We start from the raw sequence: 26,145 nt of genomic DNA, 5'->3' as shown, positions 1-26,145 counted from the left end.
GAACGTCCACCGGTAAAGCTTCGAAGCGTCTTTTCGTTCCCGGTGGCACCTATGGTAAACTAATTCCTAACCTGGTTCGGCGATGAATGGTCTTTCCTGAGACAGAGAAGGAGGAAAAGATGTCCGTTCGCAATGCCGCAAAAATTTTTACCAGCGTCATGGCGGCAGCCAGCCTATCGCTCGCTCTGCTGATGCCTGGCCCCGCTTTCGCCGATGCCGGCTTCCGGCAATGGGTCGCCGGCTTCCGCGCCACCGCCGTGCAGAGCGGCGTTTCCGGCGCCCTCTACGACCAGGCCTTCAGGAACATCAGGGATATCGATCCCGTGGTGCTGGAAAAGGCGCGCACGCAGCCTGAATTCACGGCCCCTGCCTGGGACTATTTCGACAACCGCGTCCATGATCAGTCCGTCGCCGTCGGCCAGCAGATGGCCAGGAAATGGAAGCCGTGGCTGGATCGGATCGAGGCCAAGTTCGGCGTCGACCGCTACATCCTGCTGGCCATCTGGTCGATGGAATCGAATTATGGCGAGATCCTCAAGCGCGACGACATCATGCGCAACGTCGTGCGCTCGCTGGCGACCTTGGCCTACGCCGATCCGAAGCGGGCGAAATTCGCCCGCACACAGCTGATCGCCGCGCTGAAGATCCTGCAGACCGGCGACATCGACGAAAGCCATCTGAGCGGATCCTGGGCCGGCGCCATGGGCCACACCCAGTTCATCCCGACCAGCTATCTGCACTATGCCGTGGACATGGACGGCAATGGCAAGCGAGACATCTGGAATTCGATCCCCGATGCGCTGGCGACATCAGCCAATTTGTTGAAGAAGAATGGCTGGCAAGCCGGCAAGACCTGGGGCTATGAGGTCGCCTTGCCAGCCGGAAAACTTCCCGGCGGTTCCAAGACACTGTCGCAGTGGCAGGCGCTCGGCGTCGTCAGGGCCAACGGCAAGCCGTTCAAGAACGGCTCCGACAAGGCGACGCTGAAGGTGCCGGACGGCCGCAGCGGGCCAGCCTTCCTGATGATCAAGAATTTCACGGTCATCAAGGCCTACAACAACGCCGACAAATATGCGCTGGCCGTCGGCCTTCTTGCCGACGAAATCGCCGGCTCGAGCGGTCTGGTGCAGGACTGGAAGCGGCCTTTCACCAAGCTTACTTTCGAGGAAAGACAGGAGCTGCAGAAGCGGCTTTCCCAGCATGGCCTTTACGACGGCAAGTTCGACGGCAAGATCGGCGACGGCTCGAAGACTGCCATCATGGCCTTCCAGGCCAAGGCCGGCTTGACCCAGGACGGCTATCCGAGCATGGAAGTGCTGAAGTGGCTCCGGCAGAAATAGAGCCGCCTGCGGTGCCGCGCGGCCTTCCGGGCGCGCAAAGGACACCGTAGCAATCTGGTTGGCGCGGCATTTGCCGAGAAACCGATGCGGTTTTTCGGCAGGACTGCGCCAAGGGACGGAGGAAACGATTGGCTTCGGCTGCGCGCATCGCAGGGCTTGTTCGTCGCATGCCGGTGCTCGTCCTGGCCGTGGTCGTGCTTGCCGTCGGCCTGGCTGGCGCCTTTCATGCGCCGGCCATGGCGCAGGAGCAGCAAAACCGCGGCTGGTCGTTGCGCGACCTTTTGTTTCCGCGCCGCAGCGAGCGCATTGAGCCGCCCCTGGATATCCAGAAGCCGAGGCCCAGGCCCAAGGCGAAAAAACCCCGCGCCCCGCGCCCGCCCGCGGAACCGGAAATCCCGGTGGTCGACAAGGCGCCGGACGCCCGCACCGTCCTGGTGGTCGGCGACTTCATGGCGGCCGGCCTCGCCGAAGGCCTCGACACCGCTTTCGCAGAGAATGCCGGCGTCAGGATCGTCGTTCGCAGCAATGGCTCGTCCGGCTTCGTGCGCGATGATTTCTACAACTGGCCCGAACAGATCAAATCGCTGATCGAGACCGAAAAACCCGCCGCCGTGATCGTCATGCTGGGTTCCAACGACCGCCAGTCGATGAAGGTGGGCGACGTGCGCGAACAGCCACGCTCCGAGAACTGGACCAAGGAATATGAACGCAGGACCGACGCGCTGGGCAAAGCCATCGCCGCGGCCAAGGTCCCCTTCCTTTGGGTCGGCATGCCGGCGTTCCGGGTGCCGAAGATGACCTCGGATATGCTTGCCTTCAACGACATCTACCATCAGGCCGCAGAAAGCCATGGCGGCGAATTCGTCGATATCTGGGACGGCTTTGTCGACGAGAACGGCGCCTTCGTCACCAGCGGCCCCGACATCAACGGCCAGCCGGTGCGGCTGCGCGCCGATGACGGCATCAATATCTCGAAGGCGGGCAAGCGCAAGCTCGCCTTCTACACCGAAAAACCGCTGCTGAAGATCCTCGGCCTGACCGCGCCGGGAAGCATGATTACACCGTCCGCTCCGGCGGGCGCCCCTGTCGAGACGCCGGCGCCGGCCGCGCCCCCCATCGTCATCGACCGCACTGCGCCGATGCTGCTCAGCGATCCGGCACTCGACGGCGGCTCGGAGCTGCTTGGCGCGGCACCGCCGGCAAAGGCCAATCCGGACCTGCCCGGTGAAAAGCTTGTGGTCGAGGGCAAGGCACCGATTGCATCGCCCGGCCGCGCCGACGATTTCTCCTGGCCGCCGAAGGCCGCAGCCGCGACCGACACCACGACCGCGATCAATCGTTAGTCTCGCAGCGCGGCTCTGAGGCCGGGCTCAGCGCGGGAGAACGCTCGACCCCATCAACGCCTCGTCGATCGAACGCGCCGCCTGGCGGCCTTCGCGGATCGCCCAGACGACCAGCGACTGGCCACGACGCACGTCGCCGGCCGCATAGAGCCTGTCGACGCTGGTCTTGTAGTCGCGGTCATTGGCCTCGACATTGCGCGAGCGGCGGCTGTCGGTGGAGATCTTCATCTCACCCTCCAATTCCTTTGCCACACCGGCCGCGGCCGGCCCGGCAAAGCCGATGGCGATGAAAGCGAGATCGGCACGAATGACGAATTCGGTACCGGCGATCGGCTTGCGCTTGTCGTCGACCTCGCAGCACTTGACGCCGGTCAGCTGGCCTTCTTCGCCGATGAATTCGAGCGTCGCCACCTGGAATTCGCGCTCGGCGCCTTCGGCCTGCGAGGACGAGGTGCGCATCTTCGTCGCCCAGTAGGGCCAGACCGAAAGCTTGTCTTCCTTCTCCGGCGGCTGTGGGCGGATGTCGAGCTGTGTGACGCGCACCGCGCCCTGGCGGAAGGCCGTGCCGACGCAGTCGGACGCGGTATCGCCGCCGCCGACGACGACGACATGCTGGCCGCCGGCGATGATGGGATGCGACGGCCACGCCACCGACTGGATCGGTTCGCCGCCGACCCGCCTGTTCTGCTGCACCAGATAGGGCATCGCGTCATGCACGCCGCCGAGATCGTCGCCGGGAATACCGGCCGCGCGCGGCGTTTCGGAACCGCCGCAATAGAGCACGGCATCATGTTCGGCGAGCAGTTCGGCGACCGGCTTGTCGACCCCGACATTGACGCCGCAATGGAAGGTCACGCCCTCGCCCTGCATCTGCTCGATGCGCCGGTCGATATAGTGCTTCTCGATCTTGAAGTCGGGAATACCGTAGCGCATCAGCCCGCCGGGCCGGCTTTCGCGCTCGTAGACATGGACGTCGTGGCCGGCGCGGCCAAGCTGCTGGGCAGCCGCCATGCCGGCCGGGCCGGAGCCGATGACGGCGACCCGCTTGCCGGTCTTCTTCTCCGGCGGATAGGGCCTGATATGGCCGGTTTCATAGGCCTTGTCGGCAATCGCCTGCTCGACCGTCTTGATGGCGACGGGAATGTCCTCGAGGTTCAGCGTGCAGGCTTCCTCGCAAGGCGCCGGGCAGATGCGGCCGGTGAACTCCGGGAAATTGTTGGTCGAATGCAGGTTGCGGATCGCGTTGTCCCAGTCGCCATTGTAGACGAGGTCGTTCCAGTCTGGAATCTGGTTGTGGATCGGGCAGCCGGTCGGCCCGTGGCAGAACGGAATGCCGCAATCCATGCAGCGCGCGGCCTGTTTCTCGACCTCCTTGTCAGACATCGGCAGCGTGAACTCGCGGAAATGCCGGATGCGGTCTGAGGCCGGCTGGTACTTGTGCACCTGCCGGTCGATTTCGAGAAAGCCTGTTACCTTGCCCATAGTCCAGTTCCTGCTGTCCAGATGGTGCGGTTTTCGCCGCACCCGTTAACCCCTTGAGGCAGCCATGGCAACCTTGCGCCGGAGGTCAAACTGTCGATGAAGATGGGCCGGGAAGCCTGGGCTCCCCGGCCATTGCAAAGCCTATTCCGCCGCAACGCCCATGCGCATGCGTTCCATCTCGATCAGGGCGCGGCGGTATTCGACCGGCATGATCTTGCGGAACTTCGGCCGGAACGTCGCCCAGTCGTCGAGAATCTCGCGACCACGTACCGACCCGGTGTAGTGCACATGGTTCGAGATCAGCTGGTAGAGCCGCTCCTCGTCATGGCTGGTCATGTCGCCGGAGACGTCGACGCGGCCCTTGTGGTCGAGGTCGCCGCCATGGTGCAGCAGCCTTTCCATCAGATCGTCTTCTTCCGGAACCGGCTCCAGCTCGACCATCGCCATGTTGCAGCGCTCGGCGAAATCGCCCGCCTCGTCGAGCACGTAGGCGACGCCGCCAGACATGCCGGCGGCGAAGTTGCGGCCGGTCTTGCCGATGACGACGACGATGCCGCCAGTCATGTACTCGCAGCCATGATCGCCGACGCCTTCGACGACGGCGGCGACGCCCGAATTGCGCACGGCGAAACGCTCGCCGGCGACGCCGGCGAAATAGGCCTCGCCCTCGGTTGCGCCATAGAGCACCGTGTTGCCGACGATGATGGATTCAGCCGCGACGATCTTGGCCTCTTCCGGCGGCCGAATGACGATACGTCCGCCCGACAGGCCCTTGCCGACATAGTCGTTGCCGGCGCCGACAAGCTCGAACGAGATGCCGCGCGCCAGGAAGGCGCCAAAGGACTGGCCGGCAGTGCCGGTCAGCTTCACCTGGATCGTATCCTCGCGCAGGCCCTTGTGCTTGAAGCGCTTGGCCACTTCGCCCGACAGCATGGCACCCGCGGAGCGGTCGACATTGCGGATATCGACCTCGATCTTGACCGGCAGCTTGCTCTCGAGCGCCGGCTTGGCCAGTTCGATCAGCTTGCGGTCGAGCACGTCGTCGATCGGGTGCTTCTGCCGCTCGGTCCAGTGCACCGCTTCATGCGGCGCATCCGGCTTGAAGAACATCTTCGAGAAATCGAGCCCGCGCGCCTTCCAGTGCACGATCAGGTCGCGCTTTTCCAGAAGATCGGTGTCGCCGATGATCTGGTCGAGATGGGTGTAGCCCATCTCGGCGAGCAGCTCCCTCACCTCTTCCGCGACGTAGAAGAAGAAGTTGATGACATGCTCGGGCGTGCCCTTGAAGCGCTTGCGCAGCACCGGATCCTGCGTCGCGACGCCGACCGGACAGGTGTTGAGATGGCATTTGCGCATCATGATGCAGCCGGCCGCGATCAGCGGTGCGGTCGAGAAGCCGAACTCGTCGGCGCCGAGCAGCGCGCCGATGATGACGTCGCGCCCTGTGCGCAAGCCACCATCGACCTGCAGCGCAACGCGCGACCGCAAGCCGTTCAGCACCAGCGTCTGGTGTGTCTCGGCAAGGCCCATTTCCCACGGGCTGCCGGCATGCTTGAGCGAGGTCAACGGCGAGGCACCGGTGCCGCCGTCATAGCCCGAAATTGTGATGTGGTCGGCGCGCGCCTTGGCGACGCCCGCCGCGACCGTGCCGACGCCGACTTCCGACACCAGCTTGACCGACACGTCGGCTGCCGGATTGACGTTCTTCAGGTCGTAGATCAGCTGTGCCAGATCCTCGATCGAATAGATGTCGTGATGCGGCGGCGGCGAGATCAGGCCGACGCCCGGCGTCGAATGCCGGACCTTGGCGATAGTGGCGTCGACCTTGTGGCCGGGCAGCTGACCGCCCTCGCCGGGCTTGGCACCCTGCGCCACCTTGATCTGCATCATGTCGGAGTTGACGAGGTATTCGGCCGTGACGCCGAAACGTCCCGAGGCGATCTGCTTGATCGCCGAGCGTTCCGGGTTCTTGCCGCCGCCCGGCAGCGGCAGATAGCGGTCGGCCTCTTCGCCGCCCTCGCCGGTGTTCGACTTGCCGCCGATCTGGTTCATCGCGCGCGCCAGCGTCGTGTGCGCTTCGCGCGAGATCGAGCCGAACGACATCGCCCCGGTCGAGAACCGCTTGACGATGTCGGCCGCCGGCATGACGTCGTCGAGCGCCACCTTCTTGCGGCCGGTTTCCCCGGCCAGCTTGAGCTTGAACAGGCCGCGAATGGTCTGGGCGCGGGCCGTCTCGCTGTCGATCTGGGCGGAATAGTCCTTGAAGGTTTCCCACGATCCCTGGCGCACGGCGTGCTGCAAGGTGGCGACAGCATCGGGCGACCAGATATGCGCCTCGCCGCGCATGCGGAACATGTATTCGCCGCCGACCTCGAGGCTGTTGCGCAGCACGGGGTCGTTGCCGAAACCGTCATTGTGGCGGCTGAGCGTCTCGGCCGCGATCTCGTCCAGGCCGACGCCTTCGATCAGCGTCGCGGTGCCGGTGAAGTATTGCTGCACGAAATCGGTCTTCAGGCCGATGGCGTCGAAAATCTGCGCGCCGCAATAGGACTGGTAGGTCGAGATGCCCATCTTGGACATCACCTTGAGGATGCCCTTGCCGATCGACTTGATGTAGCGCGAGACGACTTCGTAGGCGTCCACTTCCTTCGGCAGTTCGCCGCGCTTGTGCATGTCGAGCAGCGTGTCGAAGGCGAGGTAGGGATTGATCGCCTCGGCGCCATAGCCGGCGAGGCAGCAGAAATGATGCACTTCGCGCGGCTCGCCGGATTCGACGACGAGGCCGACCGAGGTGCGCAGCCCCTTGCGGATCAGGTGATGATGGACCGCCGCCGTCGCCAGCAGCGCCGGGATGGCGATGCGGTCGGGCCCGACCTGGCGGTCGGACAGGATGATGATGTTGTAGCCGCCGGCAACCGCCGCCTCCGCCCGCTCGCACAACCGATCGATGGCGCCCTGCATGCCCGCGGCGCCTTCGGCGGAGCCATAGGTGATGTCGATCGTCTTGGTGTCGAAACGGTCCTCGGTGTGGCCGATGGAGCGGATCTTCTCGAGATCGCCATTGGTCAGGATCGGCTGGCGCACTTCGAGCCGCTTGCGGCGCGAATTGCCGACAAGGTCGAAGATGTTGGGCCGCGGCCCGATGAACGACACCAGGCTCATCACCAGCTCCTCGCGGATCGGGTCGATCGGCGGGTTGGTGACCTGGGCGAAGTTCTGCTTGAAATAGGTGTAGAGCAGCTTCGACTTGTCCGACATCGCCGAGATCGGCGTGTCGGTGCCCATCGAGCCTACCGCTTCCTGGCCTGTCGTCGCCATAGGCGACATCAACAGCTTGGTGTCCTCCTGGCTGTAGCCGAATGCCTGCTGGCGATCGAGCAGGCTGACATCCTTGCGCAACGCGCGCGGTTCGACCGGCTTCAGATCTTCGAGGATCAACTGCGTGTTGGCGAGCCAGGTCTTGTAGGGATGCTTGGTCGCGATCTCCGACTTGAGCTCCTCGTCGGAGACGATGCGCCCCTTCTCCAGGTCGATCAGAAGCATGCGGCCGGGCTGCAGCCGCCACTTCTTGACGATCTTCTCCTCCGGCACCGGCAGCACGCCGGCTTCCGAGGCCATGATGACGCGGTCATCGTCGGTGACGATGTAGCGTGCCGGGCGCAAGCCATTGCGGTCGAGCGTGGCGCCGATCTGGCGGCCATCGGTGAAGACCACCGCCGCCGGTCCGTCCCACGGCTCCATCAGTGCCGCATGGTATTCGTAGAAGGCCTTGCGATCGGCATCCATGAGCTTGTTGCCGGCCCAGGCTTCCGGGATCAGCATCATCATGGCATGGCTGAGCCTGTACCCGCCCTGGAACAGGAACTCGAGCGCATTGTCGAAGCAGGCGGTGTCGGATTGGCCGTCATAGGAAATCGGCCACAGCTTCGAGATGTTGTTGCCGAACAGTTCGGAATCGACCGACGCCTGGCGCGCAGCCATCCAGTTGTTGTTGCCGCGCACGGTGTTGATCTCGCCATTGTGGGCGACCATGCGGTAGGGATGCGCCAGCTTCCATGACGGGAACGTGTTGGTCGAGAAGCGCTGGTGGACGAGGATCAGCGCGGTTTCGAAGCGCGGGTCCTTGAGGTCCTTGTAGTAGGCCCCGACCTGATAAGCCAGGAACATGCCCTTGTAGACGATGGTGCGCGCCGACAGCGACACGCAATAGGCGCCGATGTCCTTGTTGTCGTTCTCGGCATAGATGCGGCCCGAGATGACCTTGCGCAGCAGATAGAGCCTGGCCTCGTATTCCTCGTCATCGGTAATGTCTGGCGTGCGGCCGATGAAGATCTGCCGATGGAACGGCTCGGATGCCACGATGTCGGGCGCCTTCGACAGCGACGAATTGTCGACGGGCACGTCACGGAAACCGATGAGCGGAAGTCCCTCGGATTGCGCCGATTCGGCAATGATGTCCTCGATATGGGCGCGAAGGGCCGCGTCCTGCGGCATGAACCAGTGTCCGACGCCGTACTGGCCCGCCGGCGGCAGCTCGATGCCCTGGGCTGCCATCTCCTCACGGAAGAACTGGTCGGGAAGCTGCACCAGCACGCCGGCGCCATCGCCGACCAGCGGATCGGCGCCGACGGCGCCGCGATGCGTCAGGTTTTCGAGCACAGCCAGCCCGTCCTCGACGATCTGATGCGACTTCACGCCCTTCATGTTGACGATGAAGCCGACGCCGCAGGCGTCATGCTCGTTGCGCGGATCGTAGAGGCCCTGGGCGGAAAATCCGTTGGCGCTTCGGCCAATATTGGATCGCAAGGCGGTTTTGACGGTTGCCGCTTTCGTCTGCGCGGCCTGGCCGTTCGTCGCAGAGTGCGTCATGTCCGTCATCTCCTGTCCTCCTTCCCAGCCATTCAGGCGCTGGTTTGCCTCGGCAAGCGCTTGGCTCACCCTGATCCTTGTGGCACGTCTTGCGAAATCCTGTCGAACCAGGCGGCTTTCCGCATGGATCGCATCCGGTAATCGTACAGGCCAGAGTCTGGCTGTCCACCTGTCGCTCGCGGCAACAGCCGGAGAGGCCCAAATGATACGCCAATCCAGCTCGTTTTGTGCGACAAAATAAGACAGCACTACTGTCCTAAATTTTTATGGCAGAAATCCCGGACGCACACAAGACCGATTTGCAAAAAACTTGGGGCATTCGCGACAGAAAATGTCGTGAAGCTGGGGAAAAACGTAAGCTTCAGTCGCCGGCCTGGGCTTTGCCCGTTGGCTGGCTTTACTGTTTTTCCGGCGCCTGGCCCTTGCGATCAGCACGCGAAACCGGTCAACTTCAGTCTGATTTTCCCCAACCCCCCGTTCTCCCAAGACATAGGCAGATGCATGTTCTTCGCTTCCGACAATTGGGCAGGCGCCCACCCCAACATTGCCGCCGGCCTGTCGGCCAATGCCGGCGGCTTTTCCACCGCCTATGGCGACGGAGCGCTCGACCAGGCAGTCTACCAGCGCTTCAGCGAGATTTTCGAACGCGAGGTCGCGGTGTTCTTCGTCGCCACCGGCACGGCCGCCAACTCGCTGGCGCTGACCGCTTACAACAAGCCGGGCGGCATTTCCTTTGCTCATCGCGAATCGCATGTCATCGAGGACGAATGCGGCGCGCCGGTGTATTTTTCCGGCGGCTCACGCCTGCATGAGATCGATGGCGCGCTGGGCAAGATCGATCCGCACAATCTGGAAAGGACCATCGGCCGTTTCGCACCGGAAATCGTCCATTGGGGACGGCCGATGGCCGTTTCGATCACCCAGTCGACCGAGGTCGGCACCATCTACGGCCTGGATGAGATCGAGACGATCGCGGCGATCGCCAAACGATATTCGGTGCCCTTGCACATGGACGGCGCCCGCTTTGCCAATGCGCTGGTCGCGCTCGACACGTCGCCAGCCGAAATGACCTGGAAACGCGGCGTCGACATCCTGTCCTTCGGCGGCACCAAGAATGGCTGCTGGTGCGCCGAAGCGATCGTGCTGTTCGATCTTGATCGTGCCAGGGAATTGGCGTTCCTGCGCAAGCGCGCCGCCCAGCTGTTTTCGAAATCGCGCTTCGTCGCGGCGCAGTTCGAGGCCTATTTCAAAGACGGATTGTGGCTGGACACCGCCCGCCACGCCAACGCCATGGCCGCACGCCTTGCCGCCGCGATCGAGGATTCGGCCACGGCAAAGCTGGCATGGCTGCCGCAGGCAAACGAGGTTTTCGCTGTGATCAAGAAAGCCGAAGCTGAAAAGCTGCAGGCAGCGGGTGCGGCGTTCTATGATTGGCACAAGCCGCACGGCTTTGACGGCCACATCAGCGAGGACGAGTTGCTGTATCGCTTCGTCACCAGCTTCGCGACGACGGCCGATGAGGTCGACCGTTTTGGCCAGCTGATCGCCTGATACCGAAATCCCCGACAACAAAAAAGCGGCGCCTTTCGGCGCCGCTTCCGTCTCGGGAGGAGACTTGTACTTTAGGCAGCGGTCTTGGCCTCGATCTGCTTGGCCTTGGCCGAAGATGCCGTAATGGCGATCTTGCGCGGCTTCAGCTCCTCGGGGATGTTGCGCTTGAGGTCGACGAACAGCAGGCCGTTCTTCAGCGAAGCACCGACAACTTCGACGTGGTCGGCAAGCTGGAAGCGGCGTTCGAAGGCTCTCGAGGCAATGCCGCGATAGAGCAGTTCAGAGCCTTCGCCGGTGCCCTCGTCCTTGCGCTCACCCTTGACGGTCAGCACGTTGCGATGGGCTTCGATCGAGATTTCCTCGTCAGAGAAGCCGGCAACCGCCATCGAGATCCGGTAGGAATCCTCACCGGTGCGCTCGATGTTGTAGGGCGGGTAGGTCTGCGCGCCATCCGGCTGCGCAAGCGAATCGAGCATCGTGAACAGACGATCGAAGCCGACGGTCGAGCGATAAAGCGGGGAAAAATCAACGTGACGCATGAGGTGTTCTCCTGTTGAGCAACATGGTTTGCGTATGGCCGGTGCGAAACCCTTGAGCGGCGTTTCGGGTGGGCCAGCGGCCCCGACATTGGCGACCGCACGAGACATTTGGGGAGCGCTGGAAAGCATTTCAAGATTTCACCTGGCGGCAAAAGCCACGGCGGCCGGACCCTTGATGAACGGCAGATGAACCGGCACTTCGGCGCGCGTTCAGGCAGCCGGCGCTAAAGTCCATTCCACGATCAAGGACTGGCGGCGCCGATTGCACAACAGGCACCGCAACGAGGCCGACCGGGTGTAACGTCCCTTCCTCCCGGATCGACAGAGACCGGAAGCACGCTTTCAAGCGGCTTCCGGCCTTCCCTGTTGCAGCCCAGTCAGTCACCGGGAATTCCTTGGCTTTTGGCGCATGGGCGTCTATCACCTTAGCGGAGCCGGCCAGCGCAGGCGGGCATGCGAGACGCCGAGCACGAAGCGCCGAATGACGGATCTTTTCACCGAAAACTCCCTTTTTCACGAAATCGAGGGCAATCCGCGGCCGGAAAACGCCACCGGCGGCTTCTTCACCACGCGTGACCGCAAGAATATCCGCTACGGCCTGTTCGGCGCGGTCGCTCGCCCGATGAAGGGCACCGTGGTCCTGCTCACCGGCCGCAACGAGTGCATCGAGAAATATTTCGAAACCATCCGCAACCTTGCCGATCGTGGCTTTGGCGTCGCCACGCTCGACTGGCGCGGCCAGGGCGATTCAGACCGGCTGATCCGCGATCGCCAGCGCGGCTACGTCAGCAGCTTCCGCGACTACACCGCCGACCTCGAACAGTTCTTCGAGGAGATCGTGCTGCCCGATTGCCGCGGACCCTACTACATCCTGGCCCATTCGGCAGGCGCATTGATCACCCTGCTGGCCGCGCCGTCGATGGTGAACCGCGTCCGGCGCATGGTGCTGATCGCGCCTTTCCTGACGCTGCCCGACCTGCCGGTCTCGATCTCGACGGTTCGCCGCGTCTGTTCCCTGTTCTGCGCTCTCGGCCTCGGCCGGCTCTATGCCGCCTGGGGTCCGCGGCCGAGGGTAACGGCCCCTTTCGAGACCAACAAGCTGACATCGGACCCGGAACGCTATCGGCGCAACACACGGATCTATGAAGAATACCCGCAACTGGCGCTTGGCGGGCCGACGATCCGTTGGCTGCGGGCAGCCGCGAAAGCTTCGGAAGCCGTCAACGACCCCGACTTCATGGCCCGGATCCAGGTCCCGCTGCTGATCATCGCCGCCGGCGCCGACCAGGTCGTCTCGACCAGGGCTGTCGAAGCCTACGCCAGGCGTCTGCGGCTCGGTTCATTGCTGATGATCGACGGCTCCCGCCACGAAATCCTGCAGGAAGCCGACATCTACCGCGAGCAATTGCTCGCCGCCTTCGACGCCTTCATTCCCGGCAGCGACGACCCCACGGCCTGACGGCCGCCGGTCGCTGGTCAGCCGCGCAAGGCAGCCATGGCAGCTGCGTGGAGTTCCGGCGTTGCAGCCGCCAGGACATCGCCGCCCTTTTCCGCAGGCCCGCCATCGAATGTGGTGACCACACCGCCTGCCTTCTCGATGATCGGGATCAGCGCCACGATGTCGTATGGCTTCAAACCGGGATCGGCGACGATATCGACGCTTCCCGAAGCGATCATGGCGAAGGCATAGCAATCGGCGCCATAGCGGGCGAGTTGGATCTGTCTTTCGAATGCATCGTAACGGTTGCGCGCTTCGCCTTTGAATAGCGCCGGCGTGGTGGTGAACAGCGTCGCCTGGTCCAACTTCGTCGTCTTGCGGGTCGTCAGTTTTCGCGGCCCGCCCGGCCCCTCATAGTGCGAACCTGAGGCGTTGGCGTAGAACAGCTCGCCGGTGAAGGGTTGCGCCATCATGCCGGCAACGGCGTCACCGTCGACCGTCAGCCCGACCAGCGTGCCCCACACCGGCAGGCCGGAAATAAAGGCGCGCGTGCCGTCGATCGGGTCGATCACCCAGACATGCCGGCTCGAAATGTTCTCGCTGCCATGCTCCTCGCCAAGAATGCCATGGTCGGGATACTCGGCAGAGATCAACGCCCGGATAGCGCGCTCGGCCTCGCGATCGGCCTCGGTGACCGGATCGAAACTGCCCTGTTCCTTGTTGGCGACCGCGCCCTGGGCACGAAAGCGCGGCAAGGTCTCCGCCGCCGCCACCTGCGCGATGCGGCGCATGAAATCGACACTGATGTCCAACTGATTCTCCCGCACTGCAGCATGTCCGAGCCGTGCTCTGCCGCCAATTTCGTACCAAAACAAGTGTGTTCGACGACTTCTCCGCGACGGCATCTGTTGCCCGGATGTCACATAAGCGTCGTCGAAACGCAATTTCCACATCAGAGTGAATTAAAAAAGCCTGAAGGTCGCTTGACATTTGTGCAACGCACAATACCCTTGACCTCGGACAGGGTTTCCTGTCCATGCCCTCCTTGGGCGTTTCCTCCCTAGACTTCGACCGTATCGTGCAAACGATGCGGTCTTTTTTTACGCCGCGATTTCACTCCGCGGCCAGCGGCAGGTCGATGAAATGATGGTCGGGCATCGACATCAGGTCGGCTGAGAACCGCGTCAGATCGTCGGCCAGCGCATCGAAGCCGGCGGCCTTCTCGAATGTCCGTTCGTTCATGTAGAGCCCGCGATTGACCTCGATCTGCAGCGCATGCAGATGGCGCGCCGGGCGGCCGTAATGCTCGGTGATGAAGCCGCCGGCATAGGGTTTGTTGTGGGCAACCGAATAGCCCATGGCGCTGAGCAGGCCGATCGCGGTCTCGGTCAGGGCGGCGGTTGCCGAGATGCCGAAACGGTCGCCGATGATGAAGTCGGGCCGCAGCCCGCTGTCGCCGACACGGATGCTCGCCGGCATCGAATGACAGTCGATCAGCACGGCAAAACCGAACCGCGCATGGGTCCGGGTCAAAAGCCGCTTCAGCGTCTCGTGATAGGGCTTGTAGACGGTTTCGATCCGGGCAACGGCTTCCGACAGCGGCAGGCGGCCGGAATAGATGTCGAGCCCCTCGCCGACCAGCTTCGGCACCGTGCCAAGCCCACCCGCCACCCGCGCCGAGCGGATGTTGCAGAAGGACGGCACTGGCTCGGCGAACATGCGAGGATCGAGCTCCCACGGCTCGCGATTGACGTCGAGATAGGCCCTCGGAAAATTCGCCGCCAGCAGCGGCGCGCCGAGCGCCACGGCACCGCCGAACAGCTCATCGACGTAACAGTCTTCCGACCGGCGGATGGCGTTGCGGTCCAGCCTTGCCATGGCCAGGAAGCGTTCGGGATAGTAGCGGCCGCTATGCGGCGAGTTGAAGAGGAAGGGGACGCGCTGCTCGGCGCCCGACCGGATTTCGAAGGGTGGAAAGACCGAAAAATCCTCGGCTGCCGTCTTCAATTTGAACGAACCCGAAAACACCAGTGCATCATGATGTGAAAGTGCCACCTTGCAGGCCGCGTGTCCAGCATTTCAGCGGCGGCACACCCGCGGCAAATATGGATCATCGCCGTCCGCGTTCACTTGATGTTTACCCTCACCTCCTCATATACAGGATGGTTAACGGGCTTGCCCAACGGCAATCTCGGGCGGGTGATTCGGACAGGATATCATGGCACGCATTCTTCTGGCGGAAGACGACGACGATATGCGTCGGTTCCTCGTCAAGGCGCTGGAGCGCGCCGGTTACCAGGTCAGCGATTTCGACAATGGCGCCAGCGCCTATGAGCGGCTGCGCGAAGAGCCGTTCTCGCTGCTGCTGACCGACATCGTCATGCCGGAGATGGACGGCATCGAGCTGGCGCGCCGCGCCACCGAGATCGATCCCGATCTGAAAGTCATGTTCATCACCGGTTTCGCCGCCGTTGCGTTGAACCCGGATTCCAAGGCGCCGAAAGACGCCAAGGTGCTGTCGAAGCCATTCCATCTGCGCGACCTCGTCAACGAGGTGGAGAAGATGCTGCAGGCGGCCTGAGCCGTTTTCTAGGCGAGGCGCCGCACCTCTTCGCCACTGCGGCGAGACGACGCCTTCTTTCCTTTTTCCTGCTATTGACGCGCTGGATCAAAAATGGTGTATGCGCGGCTTCGGATGGGCGTGTAGCTCAGCGGGAGAGCACTGCATTGACATTGCAGGGGTCACAGGTTCAATCCCTGTCACGCCCACCATCCAACCAGACAAATCAGACTTGGATCGACATGCTGGCCGGCTCGCCAGACAAAGCGCGTGGGCATGACGCGCGGGATGAGCAGCGTCGAGGTGCTGGCGGAAGAACGCCTCACTTGGGATAAGCTGGGCACAGCGTGGCACAGGGCCGTCCAGGGGGCGCGTCACACAGAGGTGGACGATTTCGGTGCCTCAAGGGGAGGCTGGACGTTGGCGAGCTTTCGAGCGCAACGCGCCCGTCCCAGCGCTGACCGGAACGGGCGACACGCAATCAGATCATTGCGGCGCTGGATCAGGCGTATTTCCCGGCCTGTCGCCGCCGCCCTTGCCTTCGCGGCAAGGCTCGCCGATGCCGCAGCATTTGCCGTTATAGGTGACGCCAGGCTTCAGCTTGTCGCATTCCCTGGGAGCGGTTGTCTTGCAGCCGGCCAGCACCGAAACGGCGATGGCGGCCAAAAAGACGTTTCTCGAGACAGTAAACATAAGACGTTCTCTTTGATGAACCATGTTTGGACACATCACTTGGTCGCGCCTCGGGTGAATTGGTTCACAAAAATAGTGATGGCGGCGAAAACAACCCTCACGGTTGTTCGACAGAGGACACTCCTGGGCAGGCGCAGCAATCGCGTGGCGACGTGTCGGCGACGGCGAACACGCCCACGATGACGATGGCGGCCGATGCGGCGTCCTAGATGAATTGCGTGGTCATCTGGTCTGGAATCCGGCCAAAGCCCTGGTGATGCCGACAAGATGGCAACGAAGATCACGGCGGCAATAAGCTGAGCACGGTGTTCCTGGACCTGGGGCGGGAACGCAGCACTGATTTGGGTTGAAGGTAAGCGGGCCTTGCGGCATGCGTTCCGGGACAAGGTGAAGTGAGGAGTTTATGCGAGGCGTTGCGATTCTTACAGAGGGAAGAAGCGGTTCGAACTGGCTGGGAAGCCTGACGAACGCAACTGGCCTGATGGGACGGTCGGAGGAATGGCTTGATCCGGCCTATCTACGTTTCGATCCCCGCACCTATGATGATCTTGAAAAAGCGGTCATCGAGAGAGCGTCGACCGACAACGGGCGGTTTGCGATCAAGTTGTTTCCGCGCCATCTGGCCTGGTGTAAGGAGAAATTCGGAAAGGATTTTCTATTCGAGATTCGAAGAAAACACGGCTTGGAATTCATTTTGTTGGAACGTCGCGACCGAATTCAGCAAGCTATTTCGTTCTACCGAGCTAGGATGTCTGGAGTGTGGACGAGCCGGCACGAAGGGAAAGTCAATCCGCGCTCTGTTCCTTATAGCTTCGCCGACATCAGCCAAGCGTATTTCCAGATTGATCGAAGCTATGCGTTCTGGAGGTCCTACCTACAACTTGCGGGGCTGGATTGTCGTCAATTCATCTACGAAGATTTGCAGCAAGACCCACGGCCCTATCTGGAAGCTGTGGCGGATTATATGGGCGTCCAGGTCCCGGAAGACACCGCCAATTCGAGATTCACTATTCAACGGGACAGCCTCACGGAAGAATGGATAGTGCGCTTTCGTGAGGACGCAGCGGCCAAGGGCGCCATTGAGGGCATCGGGGAGATGGCGGTGCCAAGAACGCTCGACAATATCGCCCGCTTTGCCCTGAAACGGCCCCTGATCCGAAAGCGCTTCTAGAGGCAGGCACTTTCTTCGGGGGAGTTCGATGATCGTTGCAGCTGGCTCGGTTCAGCGCTCAATGCCCCGGCTCTTCCTCCAGAACACCTGGAGTAAATCGCACTGGTCAACCTTCTGCCTGCGGTATGAGAATGGATAGAAATGCTCTCTTCCGGGATATCCTGGCCGCCGTGCAGCTTGCTGGGAACGGCGGGCCAGGGTCAGATAGTTTCGTCATGTCGCTCGAACCTGCCATTGCGGCAAAAAGTTCCGGAACCATCCTTCAAGCTGATGGAATCGCGGATCGCGTGTGCAGGATCGGCATTTCCCGGCTGTTCGCCGAGGTAGAGCGGTTCACATTTAGATTGACTTCCAGCCTGCACCTGGCGCAACGCCGCATGTAGTGCTTGAAGTTGGCGAAGGGTGGTTTCTCGATTGGGTTGAGGTCCGAACTATAGGGGGCAGGAAGGAGAGCCTCGCGGAGCCAGCCTACTGGTCATCGTCATCGTTATTGTCTGGATTGTCGACCAAGCATCCCGCGCCGTGACACCCTTGGTAATTGCCTTGAGTGTCGAAATTCGGATTGCCGTCCTTGTCGTAACTCGGCCTTGGATCGATGTAGCTGTCGTCCTTTCGACGCGCTTCCTTGCGATCCTTGTCTCTCTGTTCTTGCGCGGCCATGCGATCCAATGAGCGCTGCTCATCTTCTGAACGTTGTGAGGTCTGTTGCATCATGCAGTCGGCAAACCTGTTGGTTCCTGGCCTGTAGCCGTAAGACGCGCACTGTTGCTGATCCATTGCGCGCTGATCCTCAGCGCTGACGCAACCGGCAACCGCCAACGGCACAAGCGCGATCAGCACATATCTCATCTTGAAATTCGGCATTTTGTCACTCCAGATTATTCTGATGGCACCGGGCAAGAGAGGTCACCCTCCTGGCAGTTCAGGTAGGCCTTCAACTGCCTGGTGCGGGCCTTGGTCAGGTCAGCCTGACAAGCAGCGGCAACCATCGGCGCCGCGGAGCCACCATCGTCACCGCTGGATTGAAACGTGCATTCGGCGTTGCGGAACGCAATCCACGCTCTCTGCGCTTTCACGAACCGTGCCTTGCCGTCGGAATCATCCGTAAGCCGCTTCTGGATTTGCTTGAAGGTCTGGTTCAATGCCTGATCGGCTCTTTTGAAGTCCGAAGCTGGATCGGCCAGAGCCGCGGTGGCGGCGAACGACAGCATGGCGACCGCAGCAAGTAGAAAACGCATGATTGTATCCCCCTCATGAAAACAACCACAAGTAAGCACGCATAGGAGCAGCCGGCAAGGCCTGGAAAACCATATAGTAAGCAAAGGGTTGTCGGGTTCAACAATGCAGGACGGACGAGGCTAGGGCCGTGAGGTGATATGCGGGGAGTGGCAGATAACTCATGCATTCGATGCAATGGCGGTCGAATGCGGCCGCCACAAGCTGACCATGTTTGGACACATCGCTTGGTCGCGCGCCAGGAGGATTGGTTCCAAGAAAATTGCGATCACCGGCGCATCTTTTGCGAGCTTGCCTTTGCGTGAAGGCGAATCGCCGATGCCGGGGCATTTGCCATGCTATGTGGTTTTCGGATTTGATTTATCGCATTGTCCTGTCGGCGTTGCCTGGCAACCTGCCGTCACTTATGCAGCAGAACGTAACAGGACATTTGCAACGTTACATGCGAGAGACGTTTTCCATGATTGATCGTGTCGCACAATTCAGGGCTTGGTCGCCTCACGCTCAGAAATGGTCCGGAATCGAAGTCGGAATGATTGGCGAAACCGCGCGCATCCCCGAGGCGGTGATCGGGATCCGGTCTCCCTGCGTGCCGTCATGAGTTCACAGTCCGGTAGGATAAAACTATCGTCCTGGCCGAAGATATATCGCGAACTGAACCGTGTGCGCACGCAATTGCGGTCGCCGTGGTCGACATTGGGCAACGCGCTCATTTCCGCAAAGCAGAATGCTGAATACCGGCGCGGACTCGGCAAGCGGATCGAGGCCGCCCGCGAGACTTACACGGCGTCGCCGATCTCGCAGATTGCCGACAGCTTCATGCTTGTCCGGATCATCGGCAATGATCTGGAACCGCGACACCGCAAGGGCCAGTCATTCGACAACGTGCTGTTCATTCTGGACAACGAACCGGTCTTCGACGCCTGCGAAAAATTCTGGATCGTCAATCGAATAGTCGACACCGACGAGGAAGCCCGGATCATCGGCCTGCTCGAAAGCCGCCGCCAGAATTTTCATACAATCCCCTTCGAACTCGATCAGTACCGGAAGATATCCTGGGACGTCGAGCAGCTTGTTGCCGGCGACCTCCGATTCTCAGAGAAGGGCCGGGCGAGCGGACAGTCCGCGCGTTACGAAACGCACATCCGCCGCAGCAAGAACCTCTATGTGATGAACAACAATGGGGCTCGCAACGCCGCGCTCGCGATTGCCCGCGACAGGGCAAAATGGCTGATGCCCTGGGACGGGAACTGCTACCTGACAGACTCTGCGTTCCAGCGGATACGGTCCGCGATCGAGAAAAACCCGCACCTTCCCTACGCTGTGGTGCCCATGGCGCGCATTGTCGACAATGCGCTTCTGCTGGACCAGAGCTTCCAGCCGCCGGCCGAGGAGGAGCCGCAGATCATATTTCGAGCCGATACCACGCACCTGTTCGACGAAAACTATGGTTACGGAAGGCGGCCAAAAATCGAGATGCTGTGGCGGTTGGCAGTTCCCGGCCCCTGGGACCGCTACCGCGACGATGCCTGGGATTTTCCACGCCCGGTCCGGGCAGCGGATGCCGGGCTGCTCCAGAAAGCGGGCTGGGTGGCGCGCCTGGATTCAGGGCGTTCGCATCTGGAGATCGGCAAGGCCGGCTTCGTCGCGCGTCTGGTCAGCCGCGATCAGGCGATCGTCGATATGGTCGATCAATGTGACGCCAAGGCAGTCGCCGCTCGGCTTGATGCCTCCCGCCTGGCCTTTTATGACGAAGACGCCCTGGCCCACGCGGTGAAGGACGGGCCCATCCTGCACCATCTCGAAACCGCGGCCGGACAGGCACTCGCCCGCGGTCCGTTCAGCGTGCTCGACAAGACTGGCCTAGCCCCCAGCGGGGATCCCCAGGACTATTTTCACCCCGCGCCTTACTGGTGGCCCGACCCCGACAGACCCGACGGCCTGCCCTATATCCGGCGCGATGGCGAACGCGTGCCCGGCACGGCATTGTATGCAGCAGGAAGCGAAACCTACGATCGCACACGCTTGCAGCGCGTCTTCGACGACACAACCGTGCTTGCGCTCGCCGCAACCGTGCTTGATGGACATCATTATGCCGTCCACGCCGCCAGGCTCATTCGCGCATGGTTTATCGATCCCAGGACAAGAATGAACCCGCATTTGCGCTATGCGCAGGTGCGGTCGGGCCACGACAACAATGAAGGGTCCGGCCACGGCATCATCGAGCTGAAGGATTTCTATTTCTTCCTGGATGCCGTACGCCTGCTCGAGGGAACAGGAGTACTGGGCGACGAGGATCGCGAGGCGTTCAGAGCCTGGCTCGGTTCCTACTGCGAATGGCTGGACACCGCGCCGGCAGCCGCGACGGCCTTCTGCAGCAGCAGCAACCAAGGAACATATTACGATTTGCAGCGGGCATCGATCGCCACGTTTCTTGGCGACAGCGCCACCCTGGCCAAGATCAGCCTCTATGCTCGGGAGAGACTAGCAACCCAGATCGCAGCCGATGGCTCCTTGCCCAGGGAACTGTCCCGCACGCGCCCCAGGCACTACGCCATGTTTACCTTGCAAGGCTGGACGTCGCTGGCCCGTGTCCTGTCTTCGGTCGGTGACAATCTCTGGCAACACAAGACAGCCGAGGGGCTGGGACTGGTCCAGGCGCTGCACTGGCTTGTTGCGCACGAGAACAAGCCACACACCATGTCGGCCGAAACTGTCGATCCGGATCGGCTTGGGCCGCTGCTTCTCGACCTGACGCACCATGATCCCGCAGGAATGCCACCTGCCGATCTGGGAAGGGCGACCAAGCCCATTTTTCATCCAGACGAGGCAATCGCGCCTTTTTGGCTGTGGCGGAGACATTAGCGACGCCCGGCATTCCTGGCCTGTTACGTCGATGATGAGAACCACTTTCCGCGCTTCAAACACCCGCGACGGTGCAAAGGCTCTTCATCCTGGTCACCGCCAGTTCCGGATCGGCCAGCAATCCGGCCTGGTCGGCAAGGCGGAACACGTCGGCATAGTGACGGATGCCGCGCGCCGACTGCATACCGCCGACCATCGCAAAATGATCCTGATGGCCGTTCAGCCAGGCCATGAGGACGATGCCGGCTTTGTAATACTCGGTCGGCGCCTCGAAGATCTTTCGCGACAGCGGCACGGTCGGCGCCATCAACGCGTCAAAGCCGGCGCGGTCGCCTTCCGCCAGTTTCGCCAGCGCCGCGTTGGCAACCGGCGCAATCGCGTCGAAAATACCCAGCAATGCGTGCGAGTGCCTTTTCTCGTCGCCGGCGATCAGTTCGGGATAATTGAAATCGTCGCCGGTGAACATGACGACGCCGTCCGGCAGACGGTTCCTCAGCGCGACCTCCTTGCCGGCATCGAGCAGTGAGATTTTTATCCCCTCCACCTTGCCAACGTGGCATTCGATGATGGCAACGACTGTATCGAGAGCGACCTCGAAATTCTCGCTGCCCCAATAGCCCCTGAGCGCCGGATCGAACATGTCGCCCAGCCAGTGCAGGATGACCTTGCCGGAGGACTGTGACAGGATGCGGTCGTAGACCCTGACATAGTCGTCCGGCCCTTTGGCAACTGCCGCCAACGCCCGGCTGGCCATCATGATCGCCTTGCCGCCGAGCCCTTCGATAAAAGCGAACTGCTCTTCATAGGCCTTGATGACGTCATCGATTGTTTTGGCGGCGGCGGGCGCCAGATGGTCGGTGCCGGCGCCCGAGGCGAGATCGGCGCCATCGACCGTGCGCGCCTCGGCGATCGAGCGGCGGATCAATTCCTGCGCGTTTGCCCAGTCGAAGCCCATGCCGCGCTGCGACGTGTCCATCGCTTCGGCGATGCGAAAGCCCAGCCGCCACAGATGGTGACGGAACGCCATCGTCCTCTCCCAGTCGATCACCGGTCTGGACCACGGATCGGTCATGGCGAGCGGATCGGCAACGACGTGCGCGGCGGCATAGGCGATACGCGAAAATCGCGCGCCGATGTCAGGCTGCACGGGCTCGCCAACCAGCGTGTACCGGGTGCTGCCGCCACCCTCACCAGGCAAGGAAATGTCCATCCATCGCTCCCTCCGCAACGTACTAAATGGAACGTTCCAATAAATCAAGGACCTTTAAGATTCGAACTCCCTGCAGGATGAAATGCTGCATTGCAACAAGAAAGCCTTATGGAGCATGCCATTTGAGTACGCACAATCGCTGTTCGAGGCGCGGGAAAAATCCCGATTGACTCACGAGCGGAGCAGAGATTAGAACGTTCCAATAGTTTTGGGCCTGCAGTCGGGAGGATGCATCTGGATGGCCAACCGGGCCAAGGCGACGATATTCGACATCGCCCGCGAGGCGGGCGTGTCCAAATCGACGGTATCGCTCGTGCTCCAGGGCAGCGGACTGATCCGGCCCGAAACAGCGAGCAAGGTGCGCAAGGCGATCGAGGATGTCGGTTACGTCTACAACCGCGGCGCCGCCAATCTGCGCAAGGCGCACTCCAACGTCATCGGCATGGTCATCAACGATCTCACCAATCCTTTCTTCGCGGAGCTGGCGGTCGGCATGGAGCGGGTCTTCCAGTCGGCCGGCATCGTGCCGTTCATCGCCAACACGGCGGAAAATCCGGTGCGCCAGGAAGAAGTACTGAAGTCGCTGATGGAGCAAGGCGTCGCCGGCCTCATCGTGTCGCCGGCTCGCGGCACGACGCCGGGCGCCTTCAGGCGGATCGAGACGGCAGGTCTGCCGGTGGTCTTCGCCATGCGCCGGCTTCCCGAGAGCCGCATTCCGGTCATCGCGCCCGACAATCATCGCGGCGCCTATCTCGCCACCGCTCATCTGATCGGCAAGGGACATCGCCGGCTGGTCTTCTTCGGCGGCTCGTCCGATCTCGTCGTCTATCACGAGCGGCTTGGCGGATTTCGCGAAGCCTGCGAGACGCAGGGCATCTCTGACCGCGACGCATTGGTCGTCGAGGGAGAGACCAGCCGCAGAGGTGGTATCGCATGCCTCGAAACTGCTCTCGCAATGGCTGAACCGCCGACCGCGGCACTCTGCTTCAACGATGCCGTCGCCTTTGGCGCCATGCTGGCGCTGCGCAAGCGCGGGCTTGAGCCGGGAGTTGATTTCGCCATCGTCGGCTTCGACGATGTGGCCGAGGCCGAGCATTACATGCCGGCTCTGACCAGCGTCGCGGTGGACTCGGCGGGTCTTGGCGAACGCGCCGCCCATGTCATGTTGAAAATGATCCAGTCACGCACAACACGGGCCGAAGACCATATCGGCGCGGTCAATCTGGTGGTCAGGGAAAGCTGCGGCCCGGATCGCCGCATTCGAAACAGGGCGGCCGGTTCGGGAGGCGCTGCATGAGCGTCAAATGGAGCTTGATCGGTGCCAGCACGATCGTCAGGCAGTTCATGATCAACGCCATCCGCGCGCAAGGCGAGGACAGCATCTGGTCATCGGCGTCAGTTGAAGCAGCATTGCAAACCGCGAAATCAGGCAAGGCGGTCGCAATCGAGCCTAAGCTCGGGAGTGTGAATTGAGCAAGGTGGTCTCCGCGGCGCAGGCAGCCGGCCTGGTCAAGGACGGCATGGTCGTGTCGGTGTCCTCGTCGAGCGGCCTCGGCTGCCCCGATGCGGTGCTCGCCGCGATCGGCGAACGCTTCGACGCAGAAGGCCATCCGAAGAACATCACCACGCTGCACCCGATCGCAGCCGGCGACATGTATGGCATCAAAGGCATCGACCATCTGGCCAAGCCGGGACTGCTGAAGCGTACCTTGTGCGGCTCCTACCCGTCCGGCCCCTCCTCTTCCGAACCGCCGCAGATCTGGAAGATGATCGGCGACAATTCGGTCGCCGCCTACAACGTGCCGTCCGGCATCCTGTTCGATATGCACCGCGAAGCCGCGGCCAAGCGGCCGGGCGTGCTGACCAAGGTCGGTCTCGACACCTTCGCCGACCCGCGCCACCAGGGCTGCGCCATGAACGCCGCCGCCAGCGAGCCGATCGTTTCGGTGCAGCAGTTCGACGGCGAGGAATGGCTCTATTTCCGCTCCATCGTGCCGCAGGTGTCGATCATCCGCGCCACGTCGGCCGACGAGCGCGGCAACCTCACCTACGAGCATGAGGGCGCCTATCTCGGCGGACTGGAACAGGCGCTCGCCGCCCGCAACAATGGCGGCATCGTCATCGCGCAGGTCAAGCGCGTCGTCGAGAACGGCACGCTTAAACCGCATGACGTGCGCGTGCCCGGCGTCCTGGTCGACCATATCGTCGTCGCGCCCGACCAGTTGCAGACGACGCTGACACCCTACGACCCGGCGATCTCCGGAGAAATCTTCCGGCCGCTGTCGAGCTTCCGCACGCCGGAGATGAACGTGCAGAAGGTGATCGCGCGCCGCGTCGCCATGGAGTTGCGCGACGGCATGGCCGTCAATATCGGGTTCGGCATTTCCGCCAATGTGCCGCGCATCCTTCTCGAGGAAGGCCAGCACGGCAAAATTACCTGGGTGATCGAACAGGGCGCGGTCGGCGGCGTGCCGCTGCTCGACTTCAAATTCGGCTGCTCATCGAACGCCGACGCCTTCATGCCCTCGCCGCACCAGTTCATCTATTTCCAGGCCGGCGGCTTCGACGCCTCGCTGCTGTCCTTCCTGCAGATCGATCGACACGGCTCTGTGAATGTTTCGAAGCTTTCGGCGCGGCCGCATGTCACCGCCGGCGCCGGCGGCTTTGTCGACATCACCGCACGGGCGAAGAAGATCGTCTTCTCCGGCTTCTTCAATGCCGGCGCCAAGCTGTCTCTGGCCGATGGCGGCATCCGCATCGACCACGAGGGCAAGGTCAAGAAGGTGGTCAACGAAGTCGAGCACATCTCGTTTTCGGGCAAGCGCGCGGTGGCGCAGGGACAGGACATCACCTATGTCACCGAGCGCTGCGTGATGAAGCTGACGCCGGAGGGGTTGGTCGTCACAGAACTCGCACCCGGCATCGATCTGCAGCGTGATGTGCTGGCCCAGTCGGAAATTCCGTTGGGCGTTGCCAGGGACCTCAAGACGACACCGGCAGCCCTCTATCAGGAGCAACCGATAGGCCTGTCGCTGAATGGCGGCGCCTCGCTCGGAGGCGCGCGTGGCTGAGCCTCTCGTCACCTTCGAGCAGGATGGCGCCATCGGTACCATCACGCTGCGCCGGCCGGAGAAATTCAACGCACTGGACATTCCGATGCTGCGGGCGCTAGAGACGGCGCTCGACGCGGCCGAGATGGCCGAGGGCGTCCGCGTCGTGCTGCTGCGCGGCGAAGGCAAGGGCTTTTGCGCCGGTGGCGATGTCGAAGCCTGGGCGCAGATGAGTGCCGCCGATTTCCAGGTGCAGTGGGTGCGCTACGGCCACCGCGTCTTCGACCGCTTGGCGCGGCTGCGGCAGCCGACAATCGCCGTCCTGTCCGGCCATGCGCTGGGCGGCGGCCTGGAACTGGCTGCGGCTTGCGACTTGCGCGTGGCGGAAACACAAATGAAATTAGGCTTCCCGGAAACCTCGATTGGCGTCGTGCCCGGCTGGTCCGGTACGCAGCGCGCCGTGCGCCGCTTCGGCGCGCAGACGGTGCGCCGCATGGCGCTGGGCGGCGAGATCCTTCTCGCCCCCGAGGCACTCGCCCTGGGCATCGTCGACCGGGTGGTCGCGACTGGCAACGCACACGAAGAAGCAAAGGCGTGGGCGGAAAAGATCGCCGAGCGCGGCCCGCTGGCGACGGAAGCCGCCAAGCTGATGATCGCGGTCGCCGAAGGCGAGGAAAGTGCCGCCGCCACCGAAGCGCTGGCCAGCGGCTTCATCGCCCTGACCGGCGATCTGAAGGCCGGCGTCGATGCCTTCAAGGCCAAGCAGAAGCCGGCCTTTTCGAGATCCTAGAGCAAACA

At 62.3% G+C, this 26,145-nt stretch carries 22 protein-coding genes and 1 tRNA gene; 14 read left to right on the top strand and 9 right to left on the bottom strand.

Features of this window, described 5'->3' with window-relative positions; translation table 11 throughout:
• Positions 1 to 119: 119 nt before the first annotated feature.
• Positions 120 to 1,340 carry a lytic murein transglycosylase gene (locus tag RPF88_RS29650; RefSeq protein WP_337123703.1) on the top strand — a complete coding sequence of 407 codons (1,221 nt, stop codon included), beginning with the start codon at positions 120 to 122 and terminating at the stop codon, positions 1,338 to 1,340.
• Between the two features lie 128 nt (positions 1,341 to 1,468).
• Positions 1,469 to 2,683, top strand: a complete 1,215-nt coding sequence (locus RPF88_RS29645) for an SGNH/GDSL hydrolase family protein (protein ID WP_337123702.1) — start codon at positions 1,469 to 1,471, stop codon at positions 2,681 to 2,683.
• A 27-nt stretch (positions 2,684 to 2,710) separates the two neighbouring features.
• On the opposite strand, the gene RPF88_RS29640 is transcribed toward RPF88_RS29645, so the two are convergent.
• On the bottom strand, positions 2,711 to 4,165 hold the full coding sequence (locus RPF88_RS29640) for a glutamate synthase subunit beta (protein WP_275954474.1): 1,455 nt from the start codon (positions 4,163 to 4,165) through the stop codon (positions 2,711 to 2,713).
• A gap of 141 nt (positions 4,166 to 4,306) precedes the next feature.
• Positions 4,307 to 9,043, bottom strand: coding sequence for a glutamate synthase large subunit (gltB, locus tag RPF88_RS29635; RefSeq protein WP_337123701.1), 4,737 nt, complete (start codon positions 9,041 to 9,043; stop codon positions 4,307 to 4,309).
• A 492-nt stretch (positions 9,044 to 9,535) separates the two neighbouring features.
• Between gltB and RPF88_RS29630 the strand changes: the two genes are divergently transcribed.
• Positions 9,536 to 10,585 (top strand): threonine aldolase family protein, encoded by a 1,050-nt coding sequence (locus RPF88_RS29630; RefSeq protein ID WP_013529717.1) that lies wholly within the window; start codon positions 9,536 to 9,538, stop codon positions 10,583 to 10,585.
• A 71-nt stretch (positions 10,586 to 10,656) separates the two neighbouring features.
• On the opposite strand, the gene RPF88_RS29625 is transcribed toward RPF88_RS29630, so the two are convergent.
• On the bottom strand, positions 10,657 to 11,124 hold the full coding sequence (locus RPF88_RS29625) for an Hsp20 family protein (RefSeq protein ID WP_013529716.1): 468 nt from the start codon (positions 11,122 to 11,124) through the stop codon (positions 10,657 to 10,659).
• A gap of 481 nt (positions 11,125 to 11,605) precedes the next feature.
• Between RPF88_RS29625 and RPF88_RS29620 the strand changes: the two genes are divergently transcribed.
• Positions 11,606 to 12,583, top strand: coding sequence for an alpha/beta hydrolase (locus tag RPF88_RS29620; RefSeq protein ID WP_337123700.1), 978 nt, complete (start codon positions 11,606 to 11,608; stop codon positions 12,581 to 12,583).
• 17 nt (positions 12,584 to 12,600) lie between these two features.
• Here the strand turns inward: RPF88_RS29620 and hisN are convergent, their stop codons facing one another.
• Complete coding sequence (hisN, locus tag RPF88_RS29615) at positions 12,601 to 13,374, bottom strand: histidinol-phosphatase (RefSeq protein ID WP_024502739.1); 774 nt, start codon at positions 13,372 to 13,374, stop codon at positions 12,601 to 12,603.
• 301 nt (positions 13,375 to 13,675) lie between these two features.
• The gene (locus RPF88_RS29610) at positions 13,676 to 14,617 is read right to left on the bottom strand and encodes an N-formylglutamate amidohydrolase (RefSeq protein ID WP_013529713.1); all 942 of its coding nucleotides are present in this window, start codon (positions 14,615 to 14,617) and stop codon (positions 13,676 to 13,678) included.
• A 163-nt stretch (positions 14,618 to 14,780) separates the two neighbouring features.
• Between RPF88_RS29610 and cpdR the strand changes: the two genes are divergently transcribed.
• Both cpdR and RPF88_RS29600 read left to right on the top strand, forming a co-directional pair.
• Positions 14,781 to 15,143, top strand: a complete 363-nt coding sequence (gene cpdR, locus RPF88_RS29605) for a cell cycle two-component system response regulator CpdR (protein ID WP_006199474.1) — start codon at positions 14,781 to 14,783, stop codon at positions 15,141 to 15,143.
• A gap of 116 nt (positions 15,144 to 15,259) precedes the next feature.
• Positions 15,260 to 15,334 (top strand) — tRNA-Val (locus tag RPF88_RS29600).
• A gap of 274 nt (positions 15,335 to 15,608) precedes the next feature.
• Here RPF88_RS29600 and RPF88_RS29595 read toward each other — a convergent pair.
• Positions 15,609 to 15,815 (bottom strand): hypothetical protein, encoded by a 207-nt coding sequence (locus RPF88_RS29595; RefSeq protein ID WP_013529712.1) that lies wholly within the window; start codon positions 15,813 to 15,815, stop codon positions 15,609 to 15,611.
• A gap of 403 nt (positions 15,816 to 16,218) precedes the next feature.
• On the opposite strand from RPF88_RS29595, the gene RPF88_RS29590 reads away from it, so the two are divergent.
• Both RPF88_RS29590 and RPF88_RS29585 read left to right on the top strand, forming a co-directional pair.
• The gene (locus RPF88_RS29590; protein ID WP_337123699.1) at positions 16,219 to 16,986 is read left to right on the top strand and encodes a Stf0 family sulfotransferase; all 768 of its coding nucleotides are present in this window, start codon (positions 16,219 to 16,221) and stop codon (positions 16,984 to 16,986) included.
• A 131-nt stretch (positions 16,987 to 17,117) separates the two neighbouring features.
• Positions 17,118 to 17,369, top strand: a complete 252-nt coding sequence (locus RPF88_RS29585; RefSeq protein ID WP_337123697.1) for a hypothetical protein — start codon at positions 17,118 to 17,120, stop codon at positions 17,367 to 17,369.
• A gap of 85 nt (positions 17,370 to 17,454) precedes the next feature.
• On the opposite strand, the gene RPF88_RS29580 is transcribed toward RPF88_RS29585, so the two are convergent.
• On the bottom strand, positions 17,455 to 17,850 hold the full coding sequence (locus RPF88_RS29580; protein WP_013529710.1) for a hypothetical protein: 396 nt from the start codon (positions 17,848 to 17,850) through the stop codon (positions 17,455 to 17,457).
• A gap of 14 nt (positions 17,851 to 17,864) precedes the next feature.
• Complete coding sequence (locus RPF88_RS29575; RefSeq protein ID WP_024502741.1) at positions 17,865 to 18,224, bottom strand: lysozyme inhibitor LprI family protein; 360 nt, start codon at positions 18,222 to 18,224, stop codon at positions 17,865 to 17,867.
• A gap of 175 nt (positions 18,225 to 18,399) precedes the next feature.
• Between RPF88_RS29575 and RPF88_RS29570 the strand changes: the two genes are divergently transcribed.
• Positions 18,400 to 18,690, top strand: coding sequence for a hypothetical protein (locus RPF88_RS29570; RefSeq protein ID WP_337123696.1), 291 nt, complete (start codon positions 18,400 to 18,402; stop codon positions 18,688 to 18,690).
• A gap of 129 nt (positions 18,691 to 18,819) precedes the next feature.
• Positions 18,820 to 21,087 carry an alginate lyase family protein gene (locus RPF88_RS29565; RefSeq protein ID WP_337123695.1) on the top strand — a complete coding sequence of 756 codons (2,268 nt, stop codon included), beginning with the start codon at positions 18,820 to 18,822 and terminating at the stop codon, positions 21,085 to 21,087.
• A 55-nt stretch (positions 21,088 to 21,142) separates the two neighbouring features.
• Here the strand turns inward: RPF88_RS29565 and RPF88_RS29560 are convergent, their stop codons facing one another.
• Complete coding sequence (locus tag RPF88_RS29560) at positions 21,143 to 22,297, bottom strand: dihydrodipicolinate synthase family protein (RefSeq protein WP_337123693.1); 1,155 nt, start codon at positions 22,295 to 22,297, stop codon at positions 21,143 to 21,145.
• Positions 22,298 to 22,535: 238 nt separating this feature from the next.
• Here RPF88_RS29560 and RPF88_RS29555 point away from each other — a divergent pair, with 238 nt between their 5' ends.
• Genes RPF88_RS29555 through RPF88_RS29540 form a run of 4 tightly spaced genes read left to right on the top strand, consistent with a single transcriptional unit; the run spans position 22,536 to position 26,137 of the window.
• Positions 22,536 to 23,594 carry a LacI family DNA-binding transcriptional regulator gene (locus RPF88_RS29555; RefSeq protein ID WP_024502745.1) on the top strand — a complete coding sequence of 353 codons (1,059 nt, stop codon included), beginning with the start codon at positions 22,536 to 22,538 and terminating at the stop codon, positions 23,592 to 23,594.
• Complete coding sequence (locus RPF88_RS29550; protein WP_013529705.1) at positions 23,591 to 23,770, top strand: hypothetical protein; 180 nt, start codon at positions 23,591 to 23,593, stop codon at positions 23,768 to 23,770. Before RPF88_RS29555 ends, RPF88_RS29550 begins: the two co-directional genes overlap by 4 nt.
• A complete protein-coding gene (locus tag RPF88_RS29545; RefSeq protein WP_127370818.1) occupies positions 23,767 to 25,368 on the top strand; it encodes an acyl CoA:acetate/3-ketoacid CoA transferase in 1,602 nt (533 codons plus the stop codon). Before RPF88_RS29550 ends, RPF88_RS29545 begins: the two co-directional genes overlap by 4 nt.
• Positions 25,361 to 26,137 carry an enoyl-CoA hydratase/isomerase family protein gene (locus tag RPF88_RS29540; protein WP_337123692.1) on the top strand — a complete coding sequence of 259 codons (777 nt, stop codon included), beginning with the start codon at positions 25,361 to 25,363 and terminating at the stop codon, positions 26,135 to 26,137. The genes RPF88_RS29545 and RPF88_RS29540 overlap by 8 nt, the downstream gene beginning before the upstream one ends.
• Positions 26,138 to 26,145 lie beyond the last annotated feature (8 nt).

Source organism: Mesorhizobium sp. ISC11 (assembly GCF_037162595.1).
GTDB classification, from domain to species: domain Bacteria; phylum Pseudomonadota; class Alphaproteobacteria; order Rhizobiales; family Rhizobiaceae; genus Mesorhizobium; species Mesorhizobium ciceri.
The sequence above is the reverse complement of the archived record's forward strand: the minus strand, read 5'-3'. Positions and strand labels throughout refer to the sequence as shown.